Source organism: Zavarzinia marina, assembly GCF_021568905.1.
Classification (GTDB): domain Bacteria; phylum Pseudomonadota; class Alphaproteobacteria; order Zavarziniales; family Zavarziniaceae; genus Zavarzinia; species Zavarzinia marina.
In genome coordinates this window covers 399,302-420,685 of the sequence record NZ_JAKGSB010000001.1, presented here as the reverse complement: position 1 = coordinate 420,685, position 21,384 = coordinate 399,302, and the positions used below count along the sequence as shown (strand labels likewise).

At 68.0% G+C, this 21,384-nt stretch carries 21 protein-coding genes; 10 read left to right on the top strand and 11 right to left on the bottom strand.

The window, feature by feature from the left end:
• Positions 1-35: 35 nt before the first annotated feature.
• The 3 genes from erpA to L2U69_RS01995 are packed head-to-tail and all read left to right on the top strand — an operon-like array spanning position 36 to position 1,640.
• Positions 36-428 carry an iron-sulfur cluster insertion protein ErpA gene (gene erpA, locus L2U69_RS02005; protein ID WP_236104676.1) on the top strand — a complete coding sequence of 131 codons (393 nt, stop codon included), beginning with the start codon at positions 36-38 and terminating at the stop codon, positions 426-428.
• Positions 429-435: 7 nt separating this feature from the next.
• Positions 436-1,203: an exodeoxyribonuclease III gene (gene xth / locus L2U69_RS02000; RefSeq protein ID WP_236104675.1), complete on the top strand. Its 768-nt coding sequence runs from the start codon at positions 436-438 to the stop codon at positions 1,201-1,203.
• A complete protein-coding gene (locus L2U69_RS01995) occupies positions 1,200-1,640 on the top strand; it encodes a GFA family protein (RefSeq protein ID WP_236104674.1) in 441 nt (146 codons plus the stop codon). The genes xth and L2U69_RS01995 overlap by 4 nt, the downstream gene beginning before the upstream one ends.
• A 97-nt stretch (positions 1,641-1,737) precedes the next feature.
• On the opposite strand, the gene L2U69_RS01990 is transcribed toward L2U69_RS01995, so the two are convergent.
• From L2U69_RS01990 to L2U69_RS01980, 3 genes are all read right to left on the bottom strand, one after another.
• Positions 1,738-2,910: an acyl-CoA dehydrogenase family protein gene (locus L2U69_RS01990; protein WP_236104673.1), complete on the bottom strand. Its 1,173-nt coding sequence runs from the start codon at positions 2,908-2,910 to the stop codon at positions 1,738-1,740.
• Between the two features lie 71 nt (positions 2,911-2,981).
• The gene (locus tag L2U69_RS01985; RefSeq protein ID WP_236104672.1) at positions 2,982-3,440 is read right to left on the bottom strand and encodes a MarR family winged helix-turn-helix transcriptional regulator; all 459 of its coding nucleotides are present in this window, start codon (positions 3,438-3,440) and stop codon (positions 2,982-2,984) included.
• Between the two features lie 29 nt (positions 3,441-3,469).
• Positions 3,470-4,204, bottom strand: a complete 735-nt coding sequence (locus tag L2U69_RS01980) for an acetoacetate decarboxylase family protein (RefSeq protein WP_236104671.1) — start codon at positions 4,202-4,204, stop codon at positions 3,470-3,472.
• Positions 4,205-4,485: 281 nt separating this feature from the next.
• Here L2U69_RS01980 and L2U69_RS01975 point away from each other — a divergent pair, with 281 nt between their 5' ends.
• A complete protein-coding gene (locus tag L2U69_RS01975; RefSeq protein ID WP_236104670.1) occupies positions 4,486-5,925 on the top strand; it encodes an MFS transporter in 1,440 nt (479 codons plus the stop codon).
• Here the strand turns inward: L2U69_RS01975 and L2U69_RS01970 are convergent.
• Positions 5,843-6,748 carry a protein-methionine-sulfoxide reductase heme-binding subunit MsrQ gene (locus tag L2U69_RS01970; protein WP_236104669.1) on the bottom strand — a complete coding sequence of 302 codons (906 nt, stop codon included), beginning with the start codon at positions 6,746-6,748 and terminating at the stop codon, positions 5,843-5,845. The two genes, L2U69_RS01975 and L2U69_RS01970, sit on opposite strands and share 83 nt — an antisense overlap.
• An 82-nt stretch (positions 6,749-6,830) precedes the next feature.
• On the opposite strand from L2U69_RS01970, the gene L2U69_RS01965 reads away from it, so the two are divergent.
• From L2U69_RS01965 to L2U69_RS01950, 4 genes are all read left to right on the top strand, one after another.
• On the top strand, positions 6,831-7,772 hold the full coding sequence (locus L2U69_RS01965) for a Gfo/Idh/MocA family protein (RefSeq protein WP_236104668.1): 942 nt from the start codon (positions 6,831-6,833) through the stop codon (positions 7,770-7,772).
• Positions 7,773-7,810: 38 nt separating this feature from the next.
• Positions 7,811-8,287 carry a L,D-transpeptidase family protein gene (locus L2U69_RS01960; RefSeq protein ID WP_236104667.1) on the top strand — a complete coding sequence of 159 codons (477 nt, stop codon included), beginning with the start codon at positions 7,811-7,813 and terminating at the stop codon, positions 8,285-8,287.
• Positions 8,288-8,360: 73 nt separating this feature from the next.
• A complete protein-coding gene (locus tag L2U69_RS01955) occupies positions 8,361-8,717 on the top strand; it encodes a DUF4345 family protein (RefSeq protein ID WP_236104666.1) in 357 nt (118 codons plus the stop codon).
• 24 nt (positions 8,718-8,741) lie between these two features.
• Positions 8,742-9,482, top strand: coding sequence for a helix-turn-helix domain-containing protein (locus L2U69_RS01950; RefSeq protein ID WP_236104665.1), 741 nt, complete (start codon positions 8,742-8,744; stop codon positions 9,480-9,482).
• A 15-nt stretch (positions 9,483-9,497) separates the two neighbouring features.
• On the opposite strand, the gene L2U69_RS01945 is transcribed toward L2U69_RS01950, so the two are convergent.
• The 6 genes from L2U69_RS01945 to L2U69_RS01920 all read right to left on the bottom strand — a co-directional run bounded on the left by L2U69_RS01945 (position 9,498) and on the right by L2U69_RS01920 (position 17,881).
• Positions 9,498-10,355 carry an RNA methyltransferase gene (locus L2U69_RS01945; RefSeq protein ID WP_236104664.1) on the bottom strand — a complete coding sequence of 286 codons (858 nt, stop codon included), beginning with the start codon at positions 10,353-10,355 and terminating at the stop codon, positions 9,498-9,500.
• A gap of 16 nt (positions 10,356-10,371) precedes the next feature.
• Entirely contained in the window at positions 10,372-12,057 is a 1,686-nt protein-coding gene (cimA, locus tag L2U69_RS01940; protein ID WP_236104663.1) for a citramalate synthase, read from the bottom strand.
• A 1-nt stretch (position 12,058) separates the two neighbouring features.
• The gene (gene cysS / locus L2U69_RS01935; protein ID WP_236104662.1) at positions 12,059-13,450 is read right to left on the bottom strand and encodes a cysteine--tRNA ligase; all 1,392 of its coding nucleotides are present in this window, start codon (positions 13,448-13,450) and stop codon (positions 12,059-12,061) included.
• A 111-nt stretch (positions 13,451-13,561) separates the two neighbouring features.
• Positions 13,562-14,689: a GGDEF domain-containing protein gene (locus tag L2U69_RS01930; RefSeq protein ID WP_236104661.1), complete on the bottom strand. Its 1,128-nt coding sequence runs from the start codon at positions 14,687-14,689 to the stop codon at positions 13,562-13,564.
• Between the two features lie 203 nt (positions 14,690-14,892).
• Positions 14,893-16,218, bottom strand: coding sequence for a glutamate--tRNA ligase (locus tag L2U69_RS01925; RefSeq protein ID WP_236104660.1), 1,326 nt, complete (start codon positions 16,216-16,218; stop codon positions 14,893-14,895).
• Between the two features lies 1 nt (position 16,219).
• Positions 16,220-17,881: an NAD+ synthase gene (locus L2U69_RS01920; protein WP_236104659.1), complete on the bottom strand. Its 1,662-nt coding sequence runs from the start codon at positions 17,879-17,881 to the stop codon at positions 16,220-16,222.
• A 97-nt stretch (positions 17,882-17,978) separates the two neighbouring features.
• Here L2U69_RS01920 and L2U69_RS01915 point away from each other — a divergent pair, with 97 nt between their 5' ends.
• The gene (locus L2U69_RS01915; protein WP_236104658.1) at positions 17,979-18,986 is read left to right on the top strand and encodes an NADP-dependent oxidoreductase; all 1,008 of its coding nucleotides are present in this window, start codon (positions 17,979-17,981) and stop codon (positions 18,984-18,986) included.
• A gap of 5 nt (positions 18,987-18,991) precedes the next feature.
• On the opposite strand, the gene L2U69_RS01910 is transcribed toward L2U69_RS01915, so the two are convergent.
• The gene (locus L2U69_RS01910) at positions 18,992-20,482 is read right to left on the bottom strand and encodes an MDR family MFS transporter (protein ID WP_236104657.1); all 1,491 of its coding nucleotides are present in this window, start codon (positions 20,480-20,482) and stop codon (positions 18,992-18,994) included.
• A gap of 126 nt (positions 20,483-20,608) precedes the next feature.
• Between L2U69_RS01910 and L2U69_RS01905 the strand changes: the two genes are divergently transcribed.
• Positions 20,609-21,382 (top strand): acetoacetate decarboxylase, encoded by a 774-nt coding sequence (locus L2U69_RS01905; RefSeq protein ID WP_236104656.1) that lies wholly within the window; start codon positions 20,609-20,611, stop codon positions 21,380-21,382.
• The last annotated feature ends 2 nt before the right edge of the window (positions 21,383-21,384 follow it).

Sequence of the window (21,384 nt, the reverse complement as noted above, 5' to 3'; positions counted from 1 at the left end):
ACGTGATTAACGATTTTCGTGCCGGAGTGCCCGCCATGTCCGAGACCCAGACCGTCGAGAACGGCGCCAACGGCCTGCCCCCCGGCCCCGGCGCCGGGGACCGTGCCGTCGGCCTGACCGCCAGCGCCGCCGCCCGCATCGCCCACCTGATGAAGGAGGAGGACAATCCCGCCGCCTTCCTGCGCGTTTCCGTGACCGGCGGCGGCTGTTCGGGCTTCCAGTACAATTTCTCCTTCGACGAGGACGTGCAGGACGACGATCTGGTGATCGAGCGGGACGGCGCCGTCGTCCATGTCGACCAGGTCTCCCTCGACCTGATGGCCGGTTCGGTCATCGACTATGTCGAGGACATGCTGGCCGCCTCCTTCCAGGTCAAGAATCCGAACGCTTCCTCGTCCTGCGGCTGCGGCTCGTCCTTCGCCATCTGACCCATCGATGCGCGTCGCCAGCTTCAACGTCAATTCGGTCAAGGCCCGGATGGCGAATCTCGTCGACTGGCTGAACGAGGCCGGGCCCGACGTCGTCTGCCTCCAGGAACTCAAGACGATCGAAATGCCGACCGAACCGGTGGAGGACGCGGGCTACAGCGTCCAATACGTCGGCCAGAAGACCTATAACGGCGTCGCCATCCTCTCGAAAGAGACGGTGGAGGTGGAGGAAACCCGCCTGCCCGGCGAGGAGGAGGACGAGCAGGCCCGCTTCCTTCAGGTCCTGATCGGCGGGCGGCTGCGCGTCGCCTCGATCTATCTGCCGAACGGCAATCCGGTCGATACCGAGAAATTTCCCTACAAGCTGCGCTGGATGGCGCGGCTGCGCGACCATGCCGAAAAACTGTTGGCCTTCGAGGAACCGCTGGTGCTGGCGGGCGACTACAACGTCTGCCCGACCGATGGCGACTGCTACGACCCCGCCGCCTTTCGCGACGATGCACTGTGCCAGCCCGACAGCCGCGCGGCCTTTCGCCGGATCGTCAACCTCGGCTTCACCGATGCCCTGATGGCGATCGACCCCGGCCCCCGGCGCTATACCTATTGGGATTACCAGGGCCGGGCGTTCGAGCGGAACAACGGGCTGCGCATCGACCACCTGCTGCTCTCGCCCCAGGCCGCCGACCGCCTGGTGGATGCCGGCGTCGACAAGAGCCCGCGCGAGAAGGAACGCCCCTCGGACCACACCCCGGTCTGGTGCGAGCTGGACCTGTGACCCGGCCGATCACGCCCGAGGATCCGCTGACCGGCGCTTGCCTCTGCGGCGCCGTCCGCTACCGGATCACGGCGCCGCCCTCATCGTGCAGCCATTGCCACTGCACGCTCTGCCGCAAGGCTTCCGCCGCCGGCTATGTCACCTGGGCGACGGTGGCGATGGATCATTTCCATCTGACGGGCGAGGTTTCGGAATACGCCTGGTCGCCCAAGTCGCTGCGCCAGTTCTGCGCGCGTTGCGGCAGCCAGATCACCTTCCGCTTCCACGGCCTGCCCGGCGAAATCGACTTCACCTGCGCGACGCTTGACGAGCCCGAGCGCGTGACGCCCGAGTATCACACCTGGGTCTCGAAGAAACTACCCTGGATCGTGCTGGGCGACGACCATATCCCCCATTACGAGGACTGGGGCGTCGATACGGTGCCGGAAGATCTGTAATTTCGCTCGTCGCCCCGGCGAAGGCCGGGGCCTCGTGACGAGAAGGCACCCTTTCCGGCGAAAGATCCCGGCCTTCGCCGGGATGACGGGCCTGTGATCAACCCCTGCCCGGCAGCAGGCCCTTGAATTTGGCGATGATGCCGATCATCACCTCGTCGGCGCCGCCGCCGATGGAGGTCAGCCGGCCGTCCCTGAACCGCCGCGAGACCATGGTTTCGTCCATGTAACCCATGCCGCCCCAGAATTGCAGGCAGGCGTCATTGACCTCGCGCGAGAGGCGGGCCGCCTTCAGCTTGGCCATGGAGGCGAGCACGGTGCAGTCCTCGCCCTCGACATGGGTCTGGACCGCGTTCCAGGTCAGCGCGCGCAGCGCCTCCACCTCGGTCATCAGTTCGATGATGCGGAAATGGACCACCTGATTGTCCAGGATCGACTTGCCGAAGGCCTTGCGCTCGCGGGTGTAGTCGATCGTCTCCTGGATCGTCAGGTCGAGACCGCCGAGGGAGGAAACGGCGGCATAGAGCCGTTCCTCCTGGAATTGCAGCATCTGATAGACGAAGCCCATGCCCGGCTCGCCGATCAGGTTGCGCTTCGGCACGCGCACGTCGTCGAAGAAGAGTTCCGCCGTGTCGCTGGCGTGCATGCCCATCTTCTTCAGCTTGCGCGCGACGGTGACGCCCTTGGCGCGCTGGCCGTTCTCGTCCTTCAGGGGCACGCAGATCAGCGACTTGTTCTGATGCTTGTGGCCGTCGGAGGTGTTGGCCAGCATGCACATCCAATCCGCCTGGGTGCCGTTGGTGATCCACATCTTGGAGCCGTTGATGACGTAGTCGTCACCGTCGGCCACCGCCCTGGTGCGGATCTGGGCGACGTCCGACCCGGCATGGGGTTCGGAGACGCCGATGCAGGCGACCTTCTCCCCCGCGATCGAGGGCGCCAGGAATTCGGCGCGCAAATCGTCGGAGCCGAAGCGCGCCAGCGCCGGGGTCGCCATGTCGGTCTGCACGCCGATCGCCATGGAAATACCGCCCGAATGGATGCGGGCGAATTCCTCCGCCGCGACGGCGGCATAGGAATAGTCGAGGCCGAGACCGCCGAAGGCTTCCGGCTTGTTGATGCCGAGCAGGCCGAGGGCGCCCATCTTCCGGAAGACCTCCTTGGCCGGGAAGATTTCCGCCGCCTCCCATTCGTCGCAATGGGGGTTCACCTCGGCTTCGACGAAGCGGCGGATGGTGCGGCGCAGTTCTTCGTGCTGCTCGGTCAATTGCATGGGGCGTTTCCTCCCGCGGCGTTTTCGCCGTTAGTTCGTGAGGCGAACTATTCCGATGAAGGCCCCCGCTGTCAAGCGATCAGCTCGCCCACCTGTTCGAGGGATGCTTCGTCGCGCTTGGCATCGATCAGATAGGCGAGCGTGGTGGTCGCCTCCAGGATCGCGTCCGAGGCCTCCGCCCCCATGAGGGCGAGGAGATGATCGGCCAGGGCCCGTTCGAAGGCGGCGTGGCGGGCGAGACCCATTTCGGTCAGTCGCAGCCTGATGCTGCGGGCGTCGGCCGGATCGGCCTCCCGCGTGATCAGGCCGCGCTTCTCCATGTCGGCGATGAGGGCGGATGCGGTGGGCTTGCCGATGGCGGCCTGAATCGCCAGATCGCCCGCGCGCTTGGGCCCGCGCTTCAGGAACAGGAGGAAGCGGTATTGCGGCACGGTGATGTCGGCCTGGCGCGCCACCCGCTCGAAATCCCGGAACAGCACGACGATGGCGCGGGCCAGCAGAATCGCCCGTCGGTCCGTGGTCTCGGCCATCATCCCTCCCCCTTCACAGGCCTCCCCCTTCACAGGGGCGTGATATTAGCCAGCGGGAAGGTCATGTGGAAACGGCTGATCTCGGCGGTCAGAAGGGGCCGGGCGCGCGACAGGTCGGGGAACAGCGCGGGATCGGACCAGAGGTCGGATATGCCGCCGAGCCCGGCCTTGCCGGCGGCCGAGGGTGCCAGCACGAACAGGTGATTGCCCAGCACCTGGCCCAGGCGGCGCATGCCCTCGGGCACCAGGGCGGTGGTCACCGGCACGGTCAGGGGCGCCGGCTTCAAGGTGAAGCGCGCCGCGGGGCGGCCCGCCACGGTCACCGTCACCCGCTCGCGCCTGCCGTCGGGCGTCACCGCGAAATCCGCCTGTTCCTTGGGAATGCCCCAGTTACGCCGGCCGTTGACGACACTGTCCATGGTGGAGACGAAGATGCGGCTGATGGCCCAGAAGCGCCGGCCCGCGAACTCGTAGCTGCCGGGTATGAACAGCAGCTCGCGATAGGGCCCGGCGGGCGTCTCGGCATAATCGACATACATCATGATGGCGAGGCGGCCGGGCCGGCGCCGGCCCTTCAGCTCGGGCGCGGCGAAGACATCGCCGTCGAGCGCGGCGCCGTCCATGCGCAGCAGGCAGGCGAAGCCCCGCCCCCGGATCGCCCAGGGTGCCGGCGCATCCACCACCGCGGCCGCCTTGTCCGCTCCCGTCATGACCGACGTTGCGGGCAGGCGTTGCAGCACCCCGTCGAAGCCCAGGACCGACATCGCCCCTCCCGTCGTCGCGCACCGTTCCGACGACCTTACTGTCACGGGACAGCAAAAGAAAACCCTCCGCGACGAGGCGGAGGGTCGGTCAGAAAACCAGTCAGAGGGGAGGAATTCCGGCGACAGGGCGGATGTCCTGTCGCCATGTCCGCAACCCTAGGCCCGATTCCCTGAAGATTTCGTAACCGCGCGGACGCTTGACCCACCGGGCGCGGAATTGCAGGCTGTGCCCCTGCGGTCGCAACGAAAAAACCCAAGAAGGCCGCGAGGGGAGGTTCGGTATGGCTTCGATCGAAACGGCATCCGCCGAGGCGGAGGGCGTCGCCGAACGCCATGGGCCCATGACGGAAAAGGGCGCCCGGGCGGCGAAGGCGGTGCCGCGCGGCATGCTGGCGGCCTTTTCGGCCCCGGCCCTCGGCCTCTATGCCATCGGCCTGCCGGTCGCCGTCTATCTGCCGCCCTTCTATGCCAAGGAAATGGGCCTGGGCCTGACCCTGGTCGGCCAGATCTTCATGGTGTGCCGCCTGTTCGATCTCGCCGCCGATCTGGCGCTCGGCGCGATCAGCGACCGGGTGCGCAGCCGTTTCGGCCGACGCCGGCCCCTGCTGGCCCTGGCGGTGCCCCTGATGTGCCTCGGCACCTGGCAATTGTTCATGCCGCCCGAAGGCGCCGGGCCGCTGCATGTCTTCATCTGGCTGATCGTGATGTACGCGGGCTATGCCCTCGGCGTGATCAGCCACATGTCCTGGGGCGCCGAACTCTCCCCCGACTATCACCAGCGCAGCCGCATCCAGGGCTGGCGCGAGATGGCCGGAATCATCGGCATGGTCGCGGTCCTGGCCATGCCGGCACTGATCGAACTGGCGGGCGACGCCGAGCGGGCGGACGGCATCGCCGCCATGGGCTGGTTCGTCATCGTCATCTTCCCCCTGGGCGCCGTCCTGGCGCTGACCCGGGTGCCGGACCCGCCCAGCCGCAAAGGCTGTGGCGAAGCCCATCTGTCGCTGCGCGAGGCGGTGATCACCATCGCCCGCAATCCCTACGTGAAGCGGATCCTGCTGGCCGATCTGCTGGCGGGCGTGCCGCCGGCGGTGACCGGCGCGCTCTTCGTCTTCATGGTCGAATCGGTGGTCCGGGCGCCCCATCTGACCTCCACCCTGCTGCTCGGCTATTTCGTCGCCGGCATCCTCGGCATTCCGATCTGGCTCGCCATCTCGTATCGCTTCGGCAAGCATCGCGCCTTCGCGATCGGCGCGGTGTGGAACTGCGTGATCGGCTTCTTCTTCGTCTTCCTCGGGCCGGGCAACGATACCGCGCTCGTCACCCTGACCCTGCTCTATGGTCTCGGCTTCGCTTCGGGCACCTTCCTCCTGAAGGCGCTGATCGCGGATGCGGCGGACGAGGACGAACTGCGCACCGGGCGCAGCCGCACCGGCCTCTTCTACGGCCTGCTGACCATGACCAACAAGATCGGCTTCGCGCTGGCGGTCGGGGTGACCTATCCCCTGCTCGACCTCTTCGGCTTCTCGCCGGCAGCGGTTGCCGATCTGCCGCCGGATGCGCCGATCCCGGGCCTGGCCGCGCTGATCGTGCTCTATGTCTTCCTGCCGATGGCGATGAATGTCGCCGGTGCCCTGGTCATGCGGCGCTATCCGCTGGACGCGACGGCGCTGACCCGGATCCACCGCGAACTCGAAGCGCGGCGCGCCGCCGAAGGCTGAACAGCACTTCGGCGACAAGGACGATGATGCCGGCCCAGACCGCCGGCCGCGGCCCGAAGGCGAAATCGAGATTGGCGGCCAGCACCCGGGCCGGCTCGATGTTGCGCAGGAAGAACAGGAACGCCGCCTCGGCCACGCCGGCGCCGATCATGGCGGTCACGGCGGCCAACGCGATTCCCGCCAGCCCGAGCCCGGGCACCGCCCGGCGCAGCATGGCCCAGCAATAGAGCCCGGCGGCCACCGTCGCCTCGCCCGGGTCGGCCTTCGACTGCATGAAGAAATGCACGATGGCGAGCACGCCGGCGCCGTAAACCAGCCGGTGCAGCCCCCGCCAGCGCCGCGCGCCGAGCCGCTTCACCATGCCGTCGGTCGAGGTCGCGGCCAGCGCCGCCAGTACGATCAGCGCGATGGCGCCGAGGGTCAGATAGAAGCGCCCCAGCACCTCGCGCAGCACGAGCCCCAGATCGAAGGCCTGATCGGCGACATAGAAGCCGAGGTGGACGAAGAGCCAGGCGAAGGCCCCGACCCCGATCATGCGCCGGACCAGCACCAGATCGGCATAGCGGCTCTCCTGCCGGATCGGCGTCAGGCAGAGCGACAGCAGGAGGAAGCGGATGCCCCAGAGCCCGGTCGCATGGATGATCTCCTCCAGCGGCCGGGGCTGGAGCGCGCCCGCCCCCCATTGCACGGCAAGGCCGATGCCGGGCAGCACCAGTGCCGCCAGTACGGCGGCCTTCAAGGGGGAGAAACGGCCGCGCCGGTCCCGCCAGGGCCAGGCGGTGGGGCGGCGACGTTTGGACGATGAAGCGGATACCTGTGTCATATCGTCAATTTCGCTCCCGAACGCGGCGAAGTTACGGCTCGCCATTGCCTTTTCGGACCCCGGCGTTTAAGCCGACGCCATCATGACCGAGACTTCCGCCTCCCCCCTTCGCGTCGCCGTCGTCGGCTGCGGCAACATGGGCCGCAATCACCTGCGCTGCTACGCCCGTCTGCCGGGCGTCACCATCGTCGGTGCCGTCGATCCCCATGCCGAGAACCGCGCCCTGGCGGAAAGCCAGTTCCAGGTGCCGACCTTCGCCGATCTGGACGATCTGCCGGCCGTCGACGCCGTCTCCATCGTCACCCCGTCGACCACCCATGTCGACCTGGCGGCGCGTTTCATCGCCGCCGGCACCCATTGCATGATCGAGAAGCCGCTTGCCCTGTCGGCGGCGAAAGGGGCGCGCATCGCGGACCTGGGCAAGGCGGCGGGCGTCGTGCTGGCGGTCGGCCATCTGGAGCGCTTCAATCCGGCGGTGGTCGCCCTGAAGGACCACCTGTCGGAACTCGGCCCTATTCACGCCGTGACGGCGCGCCGCCTGGCGCGGGCGGCCCGCATCACCGACGTCGACGTGATCGACGATCTGATGGTCCATGATATCGACGTCGTGCTCGATCTTCTGGGCCGGCCGGTGGCGGCGGGCGCCCATGTCGACGGCTTGCGCGGCGCGGACGTGCCGGGCTTCGACTATGCGACGGCGCTGGTCAGCTTCCCGGGCCCGATCCTGACCGCCTTCAGCGCCAGCCGCATGACGCCGATCCGCATCCGGACCCTCGAGGTGAAGGGCGAACACGCGGTCGCCACCGCCAATTACATCGCCCAGACCCTGACCCTGCATACGCCGGGCGAAAACGGCACGGTGGTCGACACGGTGATCCCGGTCGGGCGGCGCGAACCCCTGCTGGATGAATTGGCCGATTTCCTCGCCGCCATCCGCACCGGCGGAACGCCCCGCGTGACCCCGGATCAGGCGGTGCAGACCCTCGCCCTGGTCGAGCAGATCAAGGCCGCCCGCCGGCACTGAGCCGCGAAACCGCCGCATTCGCCGGCGCATCCTCGGGGATGAAACGGATCATCCCCCTCGCCTGTCTCGCCCTGACCATCGCCGGTCCGGCGATGGCCGACGTCGACCTGATCCGGATCGACAAGGCCGACCGCAAGCTCCGCCTCTATGACCAGGGCGCCCTGATCGCCGAATACGATATCCGCCTCGGCTTTTCGCCCGTCGGGCCGAAGACGCGCGAAGGCGACGGCCGAACGCCCGAGGGGCGCTATCGGATCAGCGCCAAGAACCCCGCTTCCGCCTATACGCTCTCGCTCCGCGTCTCCTATCCCGACGCGACGGACCGGGCGCGTGCGGCGGCGGCCGGCGTCGATCCGGGCGGCGACATCATGATCCACGGCCAGCCGAACCGGATGCCCGATTTCGTCACCCTGCCCTACGATTGGACGGCGGGCTGCGTCGCCGTCTCCAATGCCGCGATCCGCGAGATCTACGAGACCGTCGCCGTCGGCACCACGATCGAAATCAGACCCTGATTACCGGGCAGGTAATTGCGGCGCTTCCCTCTCGGCGCGACCCTTTCCGGGTCACCATCGATAGGAGAGCGCCATGAGCCTCGGTTTCGCCCCCATCTTCGTCGCCGTCATCTTCGCGGTCATGGGCCTCGTCGCCTTCGTCCGGCCCGCCGCCATGCTCGCCCCGATCGGCCTGCCGGCCCAGACCGTCGATGCCAGGAACGAGATCCAGGCCGTCTATGGCGGCTATGGTCTCGCCATGGCGGCAGTGCTGATCGCGCCCCTGTGGCTGCCCGAACTCGGCGCCGGGCCGGCCGTGGTGGTCGGTATCGCGCTCGCCGGCATGGCTTTCGGCCGGTTGGTCGCGCTGCTGCGCGAACAGCGTATCGGCAAGTTCCCGGCGGCCTTCCTCGCGATGGAAGGTGCCGGCGCCGCCCTGCTTCTCGTCTGACGGGGGCGCGCTACAATGGCGGCCATGACGGCAAGCATCGCGGATCTCGCGGGTCAGCGCCCGCCCTTCGCCAGTCTGCTGCGCCAGTTGCGACAGGCGCGGCGGCTGAGCCAGCTCGGCCTCTCCCTGGAGAGCGAGGTCGCCCAGCGCCACATCAGCTTCCTCGAATCCGGCCGGGCCCGCCCCGGCCGGGACGTCGTCCTGAAACTCTCGCGCGCCCTCGATCTGTCGCTGCGCGCGACCAACGGCCTGCTGCATGCCGCCGGCCTGCCGGCCGAGGCGGCGGAGACGCCGATCGACGATCCGAGCCTGGGCCTTGCGCGCGACGCGCTGCGGCTTCTTCTGGCGCGGATCGATCCCAATCCCGCGATCGTGGTCGATCCGGCCTGGACGGTGCATGACTTCAACCAGGGCGCCGGCCGCCTGATCGCCGAAATCGCCCGGCCCGACGCCCTGTTGCGCGCCAGTGCCGGGCGCGCCGGGCCCAATCTGATCGCGCTGCTCGAGGACGAGGCCGGGCTGCGGGTGCCCATGCCCGACCGCGCGGAGGTGCTGGCCCATCTGCGGGGCGAGCCCCTGGCCGCGCCCGGCGGCAACGGCCAGCCCTTCCTGCCCGCGCGCTTCACGACGGCGGCCGGACCGCTGTCCTTCCTGACCATCCTGGGCGGCCTGGGCGGGCCGCGCGACGTCACGTTGCAGGAATTGCGGGTGGAGATCTTCTTTCCGGCGGACGACGCGACGCGGACGTGGCTGGCGGGCGGCTAGGTCCGTGTTTCGCCCCTACCGCTTCGGCTTCGGCTTGGGCTGGCCGCGCTGATAGCGCCGGGTCAGGGCGCGAACGACGCCGCGGAAGGTGCGGACGTCCTGGCCGGTCGGTTCGGCGCGCTGGATGAAGCTGACGATGTTGCGCACCATGGACGGCTTCTTCTCGACCGGGCGCAGGAAGCCGGCTTCGTCCAGCTCCGTCACCAGATGATCGACCAGGCCCTGGACCTCGGCCTGGGTCGCGGGCTGGGTCTCGCCGATGCGGAGGAACTTCTCTGGTACCTCGACACCCAGCATGTGCCATTCGTAACCGATCAGCAGCACCGCCTGGGCGAGGTTGAGCGACCAGAAGCGCGGCGAGGTCGGCACACTGAGGATGGTATGGGCGAGCGCGACGTCATCGTTCTCCAGGCCCGTCCGTTCGGGCCCGAACAGGATGCCGGGCTTCTGTCCCTTGTCGATCAGCCCCTTGAATTCGAGGGCGGCGCGGCGCGGCGTGACCACGGGTTTCACCATGTCGCGGTCGCGCGCCGTCGTCGCATAGAGATGGGTCAGGTCCGCGACCGCTTCCGCCGTCGTCTCATAGAGCTTGGCGTCCTGGAGGATCCAGTCGGCGCCGGAGGCGGCGGAAAAGGCGCGTTCGTTCGGCCAGCCGTCGCGCGGGGCGACGAGACGAAGTTCGGAAAGGCCGAAATTAGCCATGGCGCGGGCGGTGGTGCCGATGTTCTCCCCCATCTGGGGCGTGACCAGCACCACGGCGGGGGCCGGCCCTTCGGCGGGGCCGACGCCGATGCCCTTGGGCTTCGGCCGCGAGCCGATGCCGACGCCGAAGGGATTGGCCCCTTCGGCACGGGGGGCGTCGTCGTCCACCATCACGAGACCCCGTCGCTCATTCGGCGGGCGCCGTGCCGGCGGGCGCGCCGTCGCGATAGAGCTTGTAGACGATCGAATCCGCCAGGGCCTGGAACGACGCTTCGACGATGTTGGGCGAGACCCCCACGGTGGACCAGCGATTGCCCGCCCCGTCCGCGCTCTCGATCAGCACGCGGGTGACCGCGCCGGTGCCGGCCTGCCAGCGATCGACATTGGCGAGCCCCTTGGACGTGCCGCCATTGCCGAGCTGGAGGATGCGCACCTTGAAGTCCACCAGTTCGAGATCGTCGATATAGGACTGATACTTGCCGAGATCCTGGCGCAGCGCGGCATCGAGGGCGTTGACCGGGCCGTTGCCCTCCCCCACCGACAGCATCTTCTCGCCGTCGACCTGGACCCGGACGATGGCTTCCGAAACCGTGACCAGCTCGCGGCGCGCGTTGTAACGCCGCTCGACCAGGACCTTGAAGCTGTCGACGAAGAAATAGTCCGGCACCTGGCCCAGCACGCGGCGCGCCATCAGTTCGAAGGAGGCGTCGGCGCCATCATAGGAATAGCCGAGGTATTCCCGTTCCTTCACCTCTTCGAGCAGGCGGTCGACGCGGGCATCCTTGGCCGGCAGGTCGATGCCGACCTCGCGGAGCCGGGCCAGGATGTTCGACTTGCCCGCCTGGTCCGAGATCAGGAGCTGGCGCTCGTTGCCCACCGCCTCCGGCTTCACATGCTCGTAGGTCGCCGGGTTCTTCAGGACGGCCGAGACGTGGAGTCCGCCCTTGTGGGCGAAGGCCGCCTGGCCGACATAGGGCTGATGGCGGTTCGGGCTGCGGTTCAGGATCTCGTCGAGAAGACGCGAGGTCTGGGTCAGATGGGACAGGGCCTTCGGCGAAATGCCGGTCTCGAAGCGTTCCGCGAATTCGGGCTTCAGGCACAGGGTGCCGATCAGGCTGACGATATTGGCGTTGCCGCAGCGCTCGCCCAGGCCGTTCAGGGTACCCTGGACCTGGCGCGCGCCGGCGCGGATCGCGGCCAGCGAATTGGCGACGGCGTTTTCCGTGTCGTTATGGGCATGGATACCCAGGCGGATACCGGGGATCTTCTCCGCGACCGTCGCGGTGATGCGTTCCACCTCATGCGGCAGGGTGCCGCCATTGGTGTCGCACAGCACGACCCAGTCGGCGCCGGCGCCATGGGCGGCGCGCAGGCAGTCGAGAGCATAGGCGGGATTGGCCTTGTAGCCGTCGAAGAAATGTTCCGCGTCCAGCATGGCTTCGCGGCCGCGCGCCTTCAGGTGCTGGATGCTGTCGCCGATGATGTCGACGTTTTCCGACCGGGGGATTTCGAGGGCGACGTCGACCTGGAAATCCCAGGTCTTGCCGACGATGCAGATCGCCGTCGCGCTGGTGTCGAGCAGCGCGGCGAGGCCCGGATCGTTGTCGGCGCTGCGCCCCGGGCGCCGGGTCATGCCGAAGGCGGTGAAGGCGGCATGGCCGAAGGCCGGGGCATTGCCGAAGAAGGCGGTGTCGGTCGGATTGGCGCCGGGCCAGCCGCCCTCGACGTAATCGATGCCGAGACGATCCAGGGCGAGGGCGATGGCGCGCTTGTCCTCGACCGAGAAGTCGACGCCGCGGGTCTGCGCACCGTCGCGCAATGTCGTATCGAAAAGGTAGAGGCGTTCCTTCGCCCCATCGGCTTGGCCGTTCATGTCAGGCTCTTTTCCATTTCGTGCCCTGGGGTCCATCCTCGAGGATCACGCCCTGGGCCGCCAGTTCGTCGCGGATGCGGTCCGCCTCGGCGAAATTCCTCGCCTTGCGGGCGGTCTTGCGCGCCTCGATCAGGGTTTCGATCTCGTCGTCCGTCGGCCCCGAGGCATCGCCGGCCGGCTGCCAGCGGAACCATTGATGCGGTTCCTGCGAGAGGATGCCGAGGGCAGCGCCCGCCGCCTTCAGCTTCGCCGCCGCAGGCACCAGGGCATCCTCGGTCCCGGCGCCGAAACCCTCGTTGGCGATGGCGTGCATCTCGGCGATCGCCTTCGGCGTGTTCAGGTCGTCGTCGAGGGCGGCTTCCACCGCCTCGGGAACATGATCCGCCGGCGCGATGGCGCGGCCCCAATGGGCTTCCGCCTTCTCGATCAGGCCGTACCAGCGATCGAGGGCCTGGCGCGCGCGGGCGATGCCCTCGTCGGTCCAGTCGATCGGGGCGCGGTAATGGGTCGAGAGCATGTTGAGGCGCAGCGCCTCGCCCGGCGCCTTCCGCAGGGCATCGCGCACGACGACGAAATTGCCGAGGCTCTTCGACATCTTCTCGCCGTTGACGGTCAGGAAGCCGTTGTGCACCCAATAGCGGACGAAGGGGGCCCCATTGGCGGCTTCCGACTGCGCCACCTCGTTCTCGTGATGGGGAAAGACGAGGTCGCGGCCACCGCCGTGGATGTCGAATGTCTTTCCCAGTTCCGCGAGACTCATGGCGCTGCATTCGATGTGCCAGCCGGGCCGGCCCCGGCCCCAGGGGCTGTCCCAGCCGGGCTGGTCCCCGGTGGAGGGCTTCCACAGGGTGAAATCCGCCGGATCGCGCTTGTAGGGCGCGACGTCGACGCGGGCGCCGGCCACCATCTCGTCCCGCGAGCGGTTGGAGAGCTTGCCGTAGTCCGCCTTGGCCGAAACGCTGAACAGCACATGGCCTTCCGCGACATAGGCAAAGCCGCGCTCGATCAGCCGTCCGATCATGGCGATCATATTCGCGATATGGGCGGTGGCGCGGGGCTCGGCATCCGGCGGCAGGCTGCCCAGGGCGGCCATGTCCTCGTGAAAGGCGGCGGTGGTGCGGGCGGTGATGGCCCCGATCGGCTCCCCGGCCTCGCGGGCGCGGTTCGATATCTTGTCGTCCACGTCGGTGATGTTGCGGACGTAATGGACATGAGCATAGCGCCGCTTCAAGAGCCGGTAGAGCACGTCGAAGACGATGACGGGGCGCGCGTTGCCGATATGGGCATAGTCGTAGACCGTCGGCCCGCAGACATACATGCCGACGGCATCATGGCGCAGGGGCACGAATTCCTCGCGCTTGCCGGTCGCCCCGTTGTGAAGAACCAGAACCACTTGCCCGACCTCCGATCAAGGGCCTCGCTTTAGCAGATCGGATCACCCCGGTCCACACGCGCAGACCAGCCCCGCCGCAGGCTGGGGTCGCTTGGAACAGGCTCGGGTCGCTCAGAAATCGTGATTGTCGTCGTCTTCCCAGACGACGCAGTTCCGCCCCTTGCGCTTGGCCTGATAGAGCCGGCGGTCGGCACGCTCGGTGACCGAGACCAGATCGTCGCCCGGCATCACCGAGGCGACGCCGATGCTGACCGTCACGAAGAGCGACTGGGTGCCGAAGGTGAAGGCGTGGGCGGCCATGCGCTTGCGCAGCCGGTCCGCGACCTCGGCCGCGACATATTTCGGCAGGCTGGGCAGAACCACCATGAATTCCTCGCCCCCCACCCGGCCGACCAGATCCCCGCCGCGGAGCGTGGAGCCGATGAGCTGGCCCGTGCGCCGGATCACGTCGTCGCCGGCGGCATGGCCGAAACGGTCGTTGACCGATTTGAAATGGTCGATGTCGATGGCGAGCAGGCTGGCGAAGCCGTTGCCCGCGTTGATCTGGCCGAGCATCCGTTCGAAGGCGGTGTGGAACTCCTCGCGCCGGAGCGTGCCCGACAGGCCGTCGGTGCTGGCACGGTCCTGGGCCGCGAGATAGGCCTGATAGCTGCTCCGCCTGAGGAAATAGGCGAAGATCCCGGCACTGCCCGCGACGGCGAAGGCAAGACCGATCAGGAGCGGATTGCCCAGCAGAAAATCGACGGAGTCGAGGCGACCTTCGAAGGCCGACAAGGCGATCACGCGGCGATCGTCGCCCTCGACCGCGACGAGGACGTCGAAGACGGAGGAACCGAGGCCCTTGGCCGTCGAAATCTTGGCGCCATGGCACACCGGCGTCACCAGGGCGGTCACCGCCCTCGGATCATGGTCCGAGAAATGCCGCATGTGCCAGGCGACCATCGTCGCGATGCACTCGTCCGGCGTCGCGTGCGGCACTTCGGTGGAGCGGCTGTGGAACGACAGGATCGGATTGTCCTGATGGACGTGATCGGCGAGGTGCGGCGCGCCCGTTTCCCCGGCCAGGAAAGCGGCCATGTCGTTCAGATCGCGCCCGACCAGGCCCCGCAGATCGGTGACGAAGACATAGAAGGCGATGATGGTGGCGGCGAGGGCGAAGACGGCGGAAAGGGCCGCGGTGAAAAAGGGACGGATCGCCCAACTCGGATCGCGCCTCTCTGCATCATCGGTCTTCGCCACAGGCGGACTCCAGCGTCGGGACGACACCTCAACCGGGGCTGCCGCCATTGAACGAACACATGCTCTCGCCGACCCTCGCGGGTGGCTCCTGCGCACCTTGGGACCGTCACGGATTTGAAATCGGGCGTTCCTTATATGTGAACGCCATTACCGTTCCAACTCGGTTAATGCCCCAAGTCGGCCCAAAGGATCCTTGAAGTGGATCAAATGTTACTTAAGCGGGCGTAAATCTGGTCGCGCGTCAAAAAAACCAGAAAGGATTGCATGTCGGGCCCATGTTCGCGCCCGGTCAGGGCCAGGCGCAGCGGCCGGAACAGGCTGCGCCCCCGGGCGCCGGTGGCGGCGGAAACGGCTTTGGTCCAGATGCCCCAGGTCGTCTCGTCCGGTTCGCCGGGGGGCAGGAGATCGCCGGCAACGGCAAGAACGCCGGCCGCATCGTCGATCGCGACCGGCGCCGGTGCCTCACCGGCGATACGCCACCAGTCGGCGACATCGGCCACAGTGGCGACATTGCCCCGGATCATCGACCAGAAGGCGGGTCCGACGCCTTCGGGCAGGCGCGCGCGCACGGCGTCATAGGGCAGAAGCTGCAGGCAGCGCCGCGACAGGGCTTCGAGTTCGGCGGGATCGAAGCGTGCCGGCGCCTTGCCGAAGCGCGCGAGATCGAACCCGGCGACCAGCGTGTCGAGATCGGCGACCGGTTCCACCGGATCGGCGGTGCCGAGCCTGGCCAGCAGGGCGTCGACCGCGATCGCCTCCACGCCGGCCTCGCGAAGACTCGCCAGGGACAGGGCGCCGAGACGCTTGGAAAGCCCCGCGCCGGCGGCATCGACCAGCAGCGACAGATGGCCGAAGACGGGCGCGGCCGCCCCGAGGGCCTCGAACAATTCGACCTGAACGCCGGTATTGGTCACGTGATCCTCGCCCCGGATGACGTGACTGACGGCGAAGTCGATGTCGTCGACGACGGAGGTCAAGGTATAGAGCGGCCGCCCGTCGGCCCTGATCAGCACCGGATCCGACAGCGACGCCGTATCGACCACGGTCTCGTCCTTCACCATGTCGGTCCACGACAGGCGCCGGCCGTCGAGACGGAAGCGCCAGTGGGGCGCGCCGCGTTCCTCGCTCAGGCGGGCCTTTTCCGCCTCGCTCAGGCGCAGTGCCGCGCGGTCGTAGACCGGCGGCACGCCGCGCGCGACCTGCAGCTTGCGCCGCAGGTCGAGTTCGTCGGCCGTCTCCCAGGCGGGATAGAGCCGGCCGTCGCGCTTCAGACGCTCGACGGCCGCGTCGTAACGCGCGAAGCGGTCGCTCTCGCGGGCGAAATCGTCCCAATGAAGGCCGAGCCAGCGCAGATCCGCCTCGATCGCGGCGGCGAATTCGGCGGTGGAGCGTTCCGCGTCCGTATCGTCGAGGCGGAGCATGAAACGCCCGCCGTTCTTCCGGGCGAAGAGCCAGTTGACCAGGGCGATCCGCGCATTGCCGACATGGAGCCGGCCCGTCGGGCTCGGCGCGAAGCGGACGGAAACCATGTCAGCGCGCGTCCCGGAACCCGTTGGTGATCGGATAGCGGCGGTCGCGGCCGAAGATCTTGCGGCTGATCTTCACGCCTGGCGCCGCCTGGCGGCGCTTGTACTCGGCGACATAGAGCAGATGCTCGATGCGGCGCACGGTCACCGGCTCGTGACCCCGGGCGACCACTTCCTCGAAGGCCATCTCCTGCTCGACCAGGCATTCGAGGATGTCGTCCAGCACCTCATAGGGCGGCAGGCTGTCCTCGTCCTTCTGGTTCTCGCGGAGTTCGGCGGTCGGCGGCTTGGTGATCACGCGCTTCGGCATCACCGGGCCGTCTGGACCGAGGGCGCCCGCGGGCCGGTTCCCGTTCCGCCAGTCGGAGAGCGCGAAGACCGTGGTCTTGTAGAGATCCTTCAGGACCGAATAGCCGCCGCACATGTCGCCATAGAGGGTTGCGTAACCGACCGAGACCTCGGACTTGTTGCCGGTGGTCAGCACCATGTGGCCGAACTTGTTGGAAAGCGCCATCAACGAGAGGCCGCGCGCGCGGGACTGGATGTTCTCTTCCGTGATGTCGGGCTTTCGCCCTTCGAAGACGGGGCCCAGCATCTGGGCGAAGGCGCCCACCGCCGGCTCGATCCCGACCTCGTCCAGGCGCACCCCCAGCATCCGGGCGCAGAGCGCCGCGTCCTCCAGACTGTCGGCGCTGGTGTAGCGCGACGGCAGCATGACGCACCAGACCCGGTCGGGCCCGAGCGCATCGACCGCGACAGCGGCCGAAAGCGCCGAATCGATACCGCCCGAAAGCCCGAGCACGACACCCGGAAAGCGGTTCTTGGTGACATAGTCGCGCAAGCCCAGGACCATGGCAGCATAGATCTGGCCGAGACCGTCGGGCAGGCCGCCGACGGGGCCGTTGGCGAAGCGCCGTGCCCCCTGCCCGCCCCGCCAGTCGATGGTCGCGACCGCCTCCTCGAAGGCCGGCATCTGCAGGACGATGGCGCCGTCGGCGTCGACGGCGAAGGACGCCCCGTCGAACACCAGTTCGTCCTGACCGCCGACCTGGTTCAGATAGATCGCGGGCACGCCGGTCTCGCGCACCCGGTCGCGCAGCAGGGCGGCGCGCTGGCCGTCCTTCCCGGCCTCGAAGGGGCTGCCGTTCGGCACGATCATCAGTTCGGCGCCACGGTCCGCCAGATGCGCGGTCACCACGGGCGTCCAGACGTCCTCGCAGATCGGCAGGCCCAGGCGCCAGCCCTTGAAGTCCACGACCTCGGGCATGGGACCGACGTCGAACACGCGCTTCTCGTCGAAGACGCCGTAGTTCGGCAGGTCGACCTTGAAGCGCCGCGCCACGATCTCGCCCCCCGCGAGCAGGAAGACGGCGTTGTAGCGCCGACCGTCCTGAGCCCAGGGGCTGCCGACGACGAGGGCCGGGCCGCCGTCCGCCGTCGCCCGGGCCAACTCCCCGACCGCCGCCATCGCGTCCTCGACGAAGGCGGGCTTCAGCACCAGATCCTCCGGCGGGTAGCCGGTGACCGAAAGTTCCGAGGTGACGAGCAGGTCGCAGCCGGCGGCGGGCGGGGCCGACCGCGCCGCCAGGATACGCGCGACATTGCCGGCGATGTCGCCGACGGTGAAATTGATCTGGGCGAGCGCCAGGCGCAGCGGTTCTCTCATGGCGGAAGCTTTACCGGGCGCGGGGCGCGACGGCAACGGGCGCATTTGTCGTGGCCGCCATTCGGTCTATGGTCTTGCCCAAACAAGGGAGGAGAGCATGACAATAAACCGCCAGTTCCGCCTGAAACGCCGCCCCGTGGGCCGCGTGACCCGCGATGACTTCGATCTGGTCGAAAGCCCGGTGCCCGAACCCGGCGAAGGCGAGGCCGTCGTCCGCAATCTCTATCTCTCGCTCGATCCGACCAACCGGATCTGGATGTCGGACCAGCCGCAATACATGCCCCCCGTCGCGATCGGCGAGGTCATGCGCGGCGGCGGCATCGGCCGCGTCGTCGCCTCGCGCAACCCCGCCTTCAAGGAAGGCGACCTGGTGAACGGCCTGGTCGGCTGGCAGGACTACAGCATCGCCGGCGGGCCGAGCGAACTGTTCCCGCCCACGGTGATCCCGGACGGGCTGCCGATCCCGGTGACCACCCTGATGGGCGCCTGCGGCATGACCGGCCTCACCGCCTATTTCGGCCTGACCGAGATCGGCCAGCCGAAGCCGGGCGAGACCCTGGTCGTTTCGGCGGCCGCGGGGGCCGTCGGCTCCGTCGTCGGGCAGATCGGCAGGATCATGGGGATGCGCGTCGTCGGCATCGCCGGCGGGCCGGAGAAATGCCGCTTCATCACCGAGGAACTGGGCTTCGACGCCGCCGTCGACTACAAGGCGGCCGATTGGCGCGAGCAGCTGAAGGCGGCGACGCCGAAGGGCATCGACGTCAATTTCGAGAATGTCGGCGGCGAGATCATGGAGGCGGTGGTCGCCCGCATGAACCTCTACGGCCGGATGCCGCTCTGCGGCATGATCTCGACCTATAACGACACCACGCGCCCGCGCTACGACATCTCGCCCTTCCTGATGAAGCGGATCCGCCTGCAGGGCTTCATCATCATCGACTTCAAGGACCGCTACATCGAGGGCAGCATGCAGCTCGCCCAATGGCTGGTGGAGGGCAAGCTGAAGGCGCGCGAAACCGTGGTCGACGGGCTGGAGAATGCGCCGGAAACCCTGAACATGCTGTTCGACGGCGGCAACACGGGCAAGCTGATCGTGAAGATCTAGGAGCCCTATTCCGCCGAGGCGGGCGCGATGGTGGTGCGCAGCGGCAGCGCCTTCATCGCGACGATGAAGGCGAGCGTGAGCGCCAGACAGGCGGCGGCGACCTGGAACACGGGGGCGAAGGCTCCGCCCAGGTCGCGCCCTTCCGCCACCGCCCGCGCCGCCATCATCTCGAGGGAGCCGCCCGCCGCCCCCGCCTCGCCGAGACCGGCGAAGAAGACGGCCGAGAGCACGGCGACGATCAGCGCGCTGCCGAGCGCGCGAAAGAAATTCATCGCCCCGGTGGCGATCCCCATGCGCGCGATCGGCACCGCGTTCTGCATCGAGACGGTCGAGAGCGGCAGGACGCAGCCGATGCCGGCGCCGATCAGCGCCAGGATCACGAGCAGCGCCCAATCCGGCAGGGCCAGCGGCCAGAAGCCGATCGACAGCACCAGCAGCGTCGACAGGGAGAGACCGACCAGCGCCGGTCGCTTGTAGTGCTCCCAGCGCGCCATGGCCCGGCCGGCGACCATGGCGCCGAGGGGCGTTCCGCCCATCAGCGCGATCAGCATCAGGCCCGAGGTCGAGGCGTCGTGACCGCGCAGGGTCTCGAGATAGATCGGAATCACCATGCACAGACCAATCAGCGTGCCCATGCCGAAGAAGGCGGCGGCGATCGAATTGCGCACCACGGGTTCGAGCAGGACGGCGAGCGGCAGGAAGGGTTCCTCGGCCGTCGCCGCGCGCAGCACGAAGGCCCCCCAGAGCACGACCGAGGCGACGATCAGTCCGACGATCCGGCCCGAGCCCCAGGGATAGGCGATGCCGCCCCAGGTGATGGCGAGCAGCAGCGTCGTCGCCGCCGCCATCATCAGGACGGCGCCGAGGACGTCGATCCTGTGCCTGCGGTCATGGCGCGGCAGGCGGCGCAGCGTGCGGTCGGTCATGACGAAGGCCAGAACGCCGAGCGGCAGGTTGACCCAGAAGATCAGCGACCAGTGCAGATGCTGCGCCATCAGGCCGCCCAGCACCGGCCCGCCGACGCTGGCGATGGCGAACATGCCGGCGATATAGGCCTGATAGCGCGCCCGCTCGCGCGGCGGAATGACGTCGGCGATGATGGTCTGGGCGAGAGAGATCAAGCCGCCCCCGCCCATGCCCTGCAGCCCGCGCATGACGATCAGGGTCAGCATGTCGGGCGCGAGGGCACAGGCGACGGAACCGACCATGAAGACGGAGATCGCGGTCAGCAGCAGCACGCGCCGGCCGTAGACGTCCGAAAGCTTGCCGTAGAGCGGCGTGACCGCGGTCGAGGAGAGCAGGTAGGCGGTGATGATCCACGACAGATCGGCGGCATCGCCCAGCTCGCGGCCGATGGTCGGCAGCGCCGTCGCCACGATGGTCTGATCCAGCGCGCCGAGGAACATGGCCAGCATGATGCCGAGAATGATGCGGAGAACCGCGGAATGATCGAGCGTTGCGCCGGAAGACGTGTCCATCGCGACAGCATCGGTCACGGTGCCGCGAACTCAACGACGGTTAGAGCATGGCTGCCCTGTCCGGGGTCTCGCCGTCATTGCAACGCAATGAAAACATGCGAAATATATTGCAACGCAACATCGCCCTACGCGGGAGACCGACGGATGAAGATCGCCGACGTCAAGCGGCAGGCTTTCGCCATGCCCCTGACCAATCCCTCGTTTCCGCCCGGTCCCTATCGCTTCGTCGACCGGGAATATTTCATCGTCACCTATGAGACGGACATGAGCGCGCTGCGCGCCGTGGTGCCGGAGCCGCTGGAGGTGACGGACCCGATCGTGAAATACGAATTCATCCGCATGCCGGATTCGACCGGCTTCGGCGACTATACCGAGACCGGGCAGGTGATCCCCGTCAGCTTCGAGGGGCGCCAGGGCAGCTTCGTCCATTCGATGTATCTCGACGACGAGGCGCCGATCGCCGGCGGCCGCGAACTCTGGGGCTTTCCGAAGAAATACGCGAAACCCCATATCCGGGTCGAAAAGGATGTCCTGGTCGGCACGCTGACCTATGGCTCCATCGTCTGCGCCACCGCGACCATGGGTTTCAAGCACCGGGCCCTGCCCGCCGAGCCGATCATGGAGTCGTTGCGCGAACCCGGCTTCCTGTTGAAGATCATTCCCCATGTGGACGGCACGCCGCGCATCTGCGAACTGGTCGAATATTATCTGGAGGACATCGTGCTGAAGGGCGCCTGGAGCGGCCCGGCGGCGCTGGACCTGAAGCCGCACGCGATTGCCAATGTCGCCGGCCTGCCGGTGCGCCGCGTCATCGGCGGTACCCATATCGTGGCGGATCTCACCCTCGGCCTCGGCCGGGTGGCTCACGACTATATGGCCGAACGCCAGGGCCAGTCCCTGGCCGCGGCCGGAGAATGACA

Coding starts and splice junctions, on each gene's coding strand:
- erpA (WP_236104676.1), top strand. CDS start 36: ATGTCCGAGACCCAGACCGTCGAGAACGGCGCCAACGGCCTGCCCCCC.
- xth (WP_236104675.1), top strand. CDS start 436: ATGCGCGTCGCCAGCTTCAACGTCAATTCGGTCAAGGCCCGGATGGCG.
- L2U69_RS01990 (WP_236104673.1), bottom strand. CDS start 2,910: ATGCAATTGACCGAGCAGCACGAAGAACTGCGCCGCACCATCCGCCGC.
- L2U69_RS01985 (WP_236104672.1), bottom strand. CDS start 3,440: ATGGCCGAGACCACGGACCGACGGGCGATTCTGCTGGCCCGCGCCATC.
- L2U69_RS01980 (WP_236104671.1), bottom strand. CDS start 4,204: ATGTCGGTCCTGGGCTTCGACGGGGTGCTGCAACGCCTGCCCGCAACG.
- L2U69_RS01975 (WP_236104670.1), top strand. CDS start 4,486: ATGGCTTCGATCGAAACGGCATCCGCCGAGGCGGAGGGCGTCGCCGAA.
- L2U69_RS01970 (WP_236104669.1), bottom strand. CDS start 6,748: ATGACACAGGTATCCGCTTCATCGTCCAAACGTCGCCGCCCCACCGCC.
- L2U69_RS01965 (WP_236104668.1), top strand. CDS start 6,831: ATGACCGAGACTTCCGCCTCCCCCCTTCGCGTCGCCGTCGTCGGCTGC.
- L2U69_RS01960 (WP_236104667.1), top strand. CDS start 7,811: ATGAAACGGATCATCCCCCTCGCCTGTCTCGCCCTGACCATCGCCGGT.
- L2U69_RS01955 (WP_236104666.1), top strand. CDS start 8,361: ATGAGCCTCGGTTTCGCCCCCATCTTCGTCGCCGTCATCTTCGCGGTC.
- L2U69_RS01950 (WP_236104665.1), top strand. CDS start 8,742: ATGACGGCAAGCATCGCGGATCTCGCGGGTCAGCGCCCGCCCTTCGCC.
- L2U69_RS01945 (WP_236104664.1), bottom strand. CDS start 10,355: ATGGTGGACGACGACGCCCCCCGTGCCGAAGGGGCCAATCCCTTCGGC.
- cimA (WP_236104663.1), bottom strand. CDS start 12,057: ATGAACGGCCAAGCCGATGGGGCGAAGGAACGCCTCTACCTTTTCGAT.
- L2U69_RS01925 (WP_236104660.1), bottom strand. CDS start 16,218: ATGGTTTCCGTCCGCTTCGCGCCGAGCCCGACGGGCCGGCTCCATGTC.
- L2U69_RS01920 (WP_236104659.1), bottom strand. CDS start 17,881: ATGAGAGAACCGCTGCGCCTGGCGCTCGCCCAGATCAATTTCACCGTC.
- L2U69_RS01915 (WP_236104658.1), top strand. CDS start 17,979: ATGACAATAAACCGCCAGTTCCGCCTGAAACGCCGCCCCGTGGGCCGC.
- L2U69_RS01905 (WP_236104656.1), top strand. CDS start 20,609: ATGAAGATCGCCGACGTCAAGCGGCAGGCTTTCGCCATGCCCCTGACC.